Source organism: Scytonema hankhaensis NUACC26 (assembly GCF_045865695.1).
Classification (GTDB): domain Bacteria; phylum Cyanobacteriota; class Cyanobacteriia; order Cyanobacteriales; family Nostocaceae; genus Scytonema.
In genome coordinates this window covers 22513-28746 of the sequence record NZ_BAACAP010000127.1, presented here as the reverse complement: position 1 = coordinate 28746, position 6234 = coordinate 22513, and the positions used below count along the sequence as shown (strand labels likewise).

The following is a 6234-nucleotide window of genomic DNA, read 5'->3' as shown; positions in this document are numbered from 1 at the left end:
CAATTGAGTGCAATACATAAAAAAGTTATGGAACCGCAGCCTGTAGCAGCCCGTAGCGGATAAATCTGTACTTCATTCAAGTGATAACCGCTATAATCCACTGTAGCTATCTTATAATACGTTCAGACTGGTCATCAGTAAAAAAAGGACTTACAGCCTCACTGTACACGGCGAATGAACCAATCCCGGTAGCAGTTTCTGATTTATCAGAACTTGTTACACCAAGCCCCTCAAAACAATGAAAATGCTAGCAAATATAGTTAGCAATCGTAGAAAAGCTATAATTTACAAAAACTAAGGTTCATATAATGGAAGATACAATTCAGACAGTTGAAAACAATACTGAAGAGAACTCTGAAGCGATCGCACTTTCTCAAGCGATTGAACTTCAAGAACACATCAACCAGTACTTAAAACAGCTATCTCTAGAGCGATTAAAAGTTATTGCGGACTTTGCAGCTTACCTTGCAGACAAAGAGAGTGAGGAAGCAACTCAGGAACTTGAAGAAATTCCTGGGTTTGTTGAATCTTTTGAAAAGGGAAAGAAAGACATTTCTGAAGGTCGCGTTACACCTCTTGAGAAACTCAAAAGGAAGTACTAAGTTGTATAATATTAACTTGAGCGACAAGGCAACACAGTTTTTTGAAGCAGCATCCGCTAAATTACAAGAACGTCTAGATCGTGCTTTTGAGTTACTGAAATCCAATCCTCGCTTTCACCCCAACATTAAACCTCTCAAAGGAAACTACTCTGGTTACTACCGTTATAGAGTCGGTGATTATCGAATTGTTTACTCGATTAATGATGAAACCATGCAGGTGTTAGTAGCTACGATTGCTCATCGTGGTGAAGTTTATGATTCATAGGTTGAAACTTTGTTAAATTAAACCTACGTAGGTGGATTTTGCCTGTGTAGGCGTGATTTCCAATCGCCCGCACTGGATTTACACACAGCCCGGTTTATCGCAAACAGCGAATAGCCTCCAAAAGACCTCTAGACTTATTCAACGTCTCCTCATATTCCTTTTCCGGATCGGAATCAGCAACCAAACCAGCACCTGCTTGCAAGTTTAGCGGTGATAACAGTATAGGAACTTACGAGAGTAAAAATACGGAACAGTGGTTTAAAGAGGTCTTGCGCCAGTTGGACATATTGACAGAAGAAGATATCGCTCGCTGTATCGAACAGTATGTCTGGAAGGAATTAGATCTGGGCAAAAAAGGAGAGTTTGTGAATGCAGATACCCTGATTTTACTACGTAACCGGAAGCAAATAAAAATTTTGTGTGTTGATTTATCTGTTTTTTCTATTAGAAACGAGGAAGAAGTCAAAAATTTAGATTATATAGAAATTATCCGACGTTTATTAATTAAAGATATTAATTACCTACGGTCAAAAAGTGTTTTTTCTCATCTCAGTATAGATACAAAATCTTTAAATTTGGAGTTTTCAGAAGATTTAAAGAGCTACTTTACAGCTTTTAAATATAAAGATAAAGAGAGTTCCAAGCTCATTCAAGCAGCAGGTTATCTTCATAGTTTTTATGAATTTCTAAAAGAAAGCCGCCTTCTTCAAGAAGAAGCATCAGTGGTATTGCATGCAGTAGGGTATAGCGATCGCGGATTAAGCACACGGAATCAAAAAGCAGCAGGAAGATTTTCAGCTATTCCGAGATTACTTAGAAATACACGCTAATATTTCTGAAGAAGAGAAAGAGAAGATTAATAAATATAAAGATGAGGTCAAAATTGTTTTTATGACAGCATCTGGAAGTAGAGGACTGTCTTTCCCCAAAGCAAAACATATTCTTGTGGAGATTCCCAGCTTTCAAATTGAAAAGAACCTGATGGAAGTGATTCAGGTCATTTATAGAGGACGTGGAGATGATGAAATAGACAATCAGGACAAGGAGCTAATTTTTTACTTAGCAGAACGTTCGGTTTATTATCAAGATGACCTTCAAAATCAGCAATTGTCTATACAGGAAAGTGTACTCAATCTTTTAAATATATTATTAATTTTGAAAGCTTCGATAATGACCAGGATTTTTGGTTCTGGGAAAATTGGCAGAAATCATTTCATTATTATTCCTATAGGTGGCAAATCTGTATTTGCTATAGGTGAAACTTTTTCGGAGCGAATGGTAAATCTCATCAATGAGCTTAAGCAGGTGCATAGGAAGAATCAGAGCGTTAATTGTGCTGACTTTGCAGCTTACCTTGTAGATAAAGAGAGTGAATAAGCAACTCAGGAACTTGAAAAAATTCCTGGATTTGTTGAATCCTTTGAAAGAGGAAAGAAAGACGTTGCTGAAAGTCGCATTACGCCTCTTGAGAAACTTAAAAGGAAGTCCTAACTTGTATAATATTGACTTAAGTAACGAGGCAACGGAGTTTTTTGAAGCAGCATCTGCTAAATTACAAGAACGTCTAGATCGTGCTTTTGAGTTACTGAAATTCAATCCTCGCTTTCATCCCAATATTAAACAAAGTTTAGTCTCGATCTTTGTTATTGGTAACCTCTACTTGATTTTCAGAGTTAGAGTAAATTAAGTTTTTTGTTCCTTTACTACTAAGAAGCTTTTTCATTTGTTCACTTTTAGTTTTTTCGCCTAGAAAATAGGTTAATGTTGCAATCACCAAGGCAACACTCAATCCAAAGGGCAAGATTTCTCTTCCACTCTCCCACCTCACTGCCTGTCCAAGGAACACAACACCTAAAATCACTACCACAACACTAGCAAGCTTATTTTTAAGATCGTCAATGCTACGGATTTCTAACCAAGTAGGCACTCTAATGCGATTGTCAACAAAAAGTTCATAGAGTCCTAAGGCTGTAATGTAGAAAACTGTTGCAAGGAGAAACACATCAATGATTTCGATAAACGACAAAATCATTATTTTTGCTTCTTTGCTAGATACATTACCTACGACAATCGCGAGACTTATCGTGGTAACAGTTTGAACAGCGCCATATACTAAGAGTGTAAACCCTGCCAATAATAAACAAACGACAGGTAGTAGAACCGATGCTTGACAGATAAGAAAAATCTTCTGAACGATATGTCTCAAAACCATATTCTTAATCTCTTTACTCCAGAACCTTGTTACATGAAAGTGTCAGGGTTTGTAACAATTAGTTGACAAACGTTCTCTAATATAAAGCCAAACAGGATAAACTAGTGACAAATTAGCAAAAACTTATAGGAGTTATTTTTTAACTTACCTACTTAACAAGTATAATCGGTACTCGTATAGGAATCATATTATTTTACGGGTAAGATGAAAATAACTAATGCTTGCTATGAAGCTTAAAACAATTAGCAGCAGAACTCAAGATTACCGGAATTGAACCAGAGATTGAAGAAATAATAGTAAAGTACACTAAGGTTTTTGCAATGGTAGATACAATTCAGACAAATAAAAACAATTTTGAAGAGAACCCCGAAGCGATCGCACTTGCTCAAGCGATTGAACTTCAAGAACACATCAACCAGTACTTAAAACAGCTATCTCTAGAGCGATTACAAGTGGTTGCGGACTTTGCAGCTTACCTTGTAGAAAAAGAGAGTGAGGAAGCCACTCAGGAACTTGAAGAAATTCCTGGGCTGTTAGAAAAAATTAAGAAGAACCGAGAAGGAACTCCCAAAACTCATCTAGTAAATTGGAGATCGATTCGCTCGGATGTATGAGGTTATCTTGTATCCTGATGCACAAGCATTCTATGCAGCCGCAGACAAAGCACTTGCCAAAAAAATTGCTAAGTGTCTAGAACGGTTAGAGCAAAATCCCCGCTCTCATCCGAACATTAAACTGCTTAAGGGAAATTATTCTGGTTACTACCGTTATCGAATAGGAAACTATCGAGTTATTTACTCAATAGATGATGAAGCTATGCAGGTGTTAGTAAATACAATCGCTCACCGTGGTGAAGTCTACGATTGAAAGAGGATGACAACTGAATGAGGTACAAATCATCAGCGTTCATCTGCTACAGGCTGCGGTTCCTAAACTCTTGGATTTACCTCAAACAGCGAATAGCTTCCAAAAGACCTCTCGACTTATTCAACGTCTCCTCATATTCCTTTTCCGGATCGGAATCAGCAACCAAACCAGCACCTGCTTGCACGCTCACCTTATTATTCCGAACCACCATTGTCCGAATTGCGATCGCACTATTCAACTGTCCTTCAAAATCATAATACCCATAAACCCCAGAGTACACCCCGCGACGACTAGGTTCCAACTCATAAATAATTTCCATGGCTCGGATTTTAGGTGCGCCACTGACTGTCCCCGCAGGAAAACAAGCTTTCAGTAAATCCCATGCTGTTTTTCCTGGTGCAAGTTTACCAACAACATTACTGACAATATGCATCACGTGAGAGTAACGCTCAATAACCATAAGTTCATCAACTCTCACAGTTCCACTTTGACAAACTCTCCCTAAATCGTTCCGCCCCAAATCGACAAGCATGACGTGTTCTGCAACTTCCTTGGGGTCTTGGAGTAAGTCAAGAGCATTTGCTCTATCTTCTTGAGGAGTTTTCCCTCGCGGACGAGTTCCCGCAATAGGACGTACAGTCGCAATCTCGTTTCCTTCAGCATCCAGTTCTGCTTTTACCATCACCTCCGGGCTAGAGCCAATAATTTGCCAATCCTGAAAGTTAAAATACGTCATGTAAGGTGAAGGATTGATTTGCCGAAGCGAGCGATAAAGAGAAAAAGGGTCGCCACTATATTCTGTTGTCAATCGTTGGGAAATAACGACTTGAAAAATATCTCCTGCTTTGATGTACTCTTTGGCTTTCTCAACACTGGCACAAAAACTCGATCGCGTGAAGTTACTCTCGTACTCTTCTATTCCCGTTCCTTTCCCCGATTTGTTTGTTCCCGGTGGCTTCCATTCTAGGATAGTCTTTTGCGGCGATAGAGGCAAAGATAGCTTGCTTACCATATGAGTTACGCGATCGCACGCTTGTTGATACACTTGTTCTAACGCCCCATGCTTGGTTTCTACATCGCGCAAGTCAGCATATGCGATCGCCCAAATTTTCCGCTTCACCTGGTCAAAAATCAAGAGGCTATCCACCTGCATCCACAACCCATCAGGAATATTCCTTTCATCTGGTGGATGAATTGGGACTCTTGGTTCTATCCAGTGAATCAATTCATAACCCCAAAAACCAAATAAACCCCCAATACCTGGAGGTAATTGAGGCAATTTCACTGGTTTATAAGGTTCCAAACAAGCTTGCAATGCTGCAAAGGGGTCACCTTCATAGACTTCCTGAGAACCATTTCGGTGTGTTTGAGTAACGCAATCCCCCCTTGCTTCTAGAACCCACAACGGATCGCAACCCACAAAACTATACCGTCCCAGCTTTTCTCCACCCTCAACAGATTCCAACAAAAAGCTATAAGGTTGACCCGCACAGACTTTGTACCAAGCAGACACTGGTGTATCGAGGTCTGCTACCCATTCTTGGTAAACCGGAACAAAATTGCCCTCTTTAGCTAACTCGGAAAACTCTGAGAATTCTGGGAAAATCATAATGATTGGTTAGGGGTTAGGGGTTAGTTGTTAGTGGCTAGGGGCTAGTGGCTGTAGTTAATAGTTGATTGTTACAACTACCACCCGTTTACGGGCGCAAGGCCGCCGCGCCCCTACCAACAACTAACCACCAACCACTAACAATTAACTATGAATTGGGAGCATCATAGGTAGTAGTACCGCTAAATTTAACTTGAGCGGCGCTAGGATTTTCACCAATTCTACGGTCGTTGTAACGAACTTTTTCACGACCTGGGTTGACTTTTTCTGGGAAGACGCCATCAGCTGGGTGGATATACTGAATTTCTCCGTTGGGGAAAATCCGATAAACTTTGTAGTCTGTGATTTTCAACTTCCGGAATACTTGACCGCCCAGATAGACACCATACTCTTTGCGTGCCAAATATAGGAGGTTTTCTCCTTGGCGCATGATAGCAGTACCAGCAGTTGGTAGTTCAAAGGGCTGTTCCTTGGGGCTAGTCCAAGTGATAGCGTACTTTTCTTCTACTTCCGCTTTTTTGAGCAAGCCGCCAGTGGTGCCACCAAAAATGGGAGTTTGTCCAGAAAGTGTTTCCGCCATAGAGTTCTCTCTCAACGTTTTTAGGGCATACTATCACTGCAACTAGCCTTATATTACGATTGCGTCATAGACTGTAACAGTCGTTAGTAAGAATTGGGG

8 protein-coding genes and 2 pseudogenes are annotated in these 6234 nt (G+C 40.1%); 6 read left to right on the top strand and 4 right to left on the bottom strand.

The features are described from left to right. Positions 1-308: 308 nt before the first annotated feature. Complete coding sequence (locus ACKTT2_RS07355) at positions 309-602, top strand: hypothetical protein (protein ID WP_407885306.1); 294 nt, start codon at positions 309-311, stop codon at positions 600-602. 1 nt (position 603) lies between these two features. Beyond that, positions 604-867: a type II toxin-antitoxin system RelE family toxin gene (locus ACKTT2_RS07350; RefSeq protein WP_407885305.1), complete on the top strand. Its 264-nt coding sequence runs from the start codon at positions 604-606 to the stop codon at positions 865-867. A gap of 94 nt (positions 868-961) precedes the next feature. On the opposite strand, the pseudogene ACKTT2_RS07345 reads toward ACKTT2_RS07350, so the two are convergent. After that, a pseudogene (locus tag ACKTT2_RS07345) lies at positions 962-1075 on the bottom strand (chorismate-binding protein); the annotation flags it as partial. Between the two features lie 79 nt (positions 1076-1154). Here ACKTT2_RS07345 and ACKTT2_RS07340 point away from each other — a divergent pair. Continuing rightward, the gene (locus tag ACKTT2_RS07340; RefSeq protein ID WP_407885304.1) at positions 1155-1697 is read left to right on the top strand and encodes a hypothetical protein; all 543 of its coding nucleotides are present in this window, start codon (positions 1155-1157) and stop codon (positions 1695-1697) included. Then, a pseudogene (locus ACKTT2_RS07335) lies at positions 1639-2193 on the top strand (helicase); the annotation flags it as partial. The gene ACKTT2_RS07340 and the pseudogene ACKTT2_RS07335, both read left to right, overlap by 59 nt. Positions 2194-2494: 301 nt before the next feature. Here the strand turns inward: ACKTT2_RS07335 and ACKTT2_RS07330 are convergent. After that, complete coding sequence (locus tag ACKTT2_RS07330) at positions 2495-3079, bottom strand: YqhA family protein (RefSeq protein ID WP_407885303.1); 585 nt, start codon at positions 3077-3079, stop codon at positions 2495-2497. 320 nt (positions 3080-3399) lie between these two features. Here ACKTT2_RS07330 and ACKTT2_RS07325 point away from each other — a divergent pair, with 320 nt between their 5' ends. Both ACKTT2_RS07325 and ACKTT2_RS07320 read left to right on the top strand, forming a co-directional pair. After that, complete coding sequence (locus ACKTT2_RS07325) at positions 3400-3693, top strand: hypothetical protein (RefSeq protein ID WP_407885302.1); 294 nt, start codon at positions 3400-3402, stop codon at positions 3691-3693. Next, positions 3686-3946 carry a type II toxin-antitoxin system RelE family toxin gene (locus tag ACKTT2_RS07320; RefSeq protein ID WP_407885301.1) on the top strand — a complete coding sequence of 87 codons (261 nt, stop codon included), beginning with the start codon at positions 3686-3688 and terminating at the stop codon, positions 3944-3946. Before ACKTT2_RS07325 ends, ACKTT2_RS07320 begins: the two co-directional genes overlap by 8 nt. Positions 3947-4022: 76 nt before the next feature. On the opposite strand, the gene trpE is transcribed toward ACKTT2_RS07320, so the two are convergent. Further along, positions 4023-5555, bottom strand: coding sequence for an anthranilate synthase component I (gene trpE / locus ACKTT2_RS07315; protein ID WP_407885300.1), 1533 nt, complete (start codon positions 5553-5555; stop codon positions 4023-4025). 148 nt (positions 5556-5703) lie between these two features. After that, on the bottom strand, positions 5704-6135 hold the full coding sequence (locus ACKTT2_RS07310) for a photosystem I reaction center subunit II PsaD (RefSeq protein WP_407885299.1): 432 nt from the start codon (positions 6133-6135) through the stop codon (positions 5704-5706). Positions 6136-6234 lie beyond the last annotated feature (99 nt).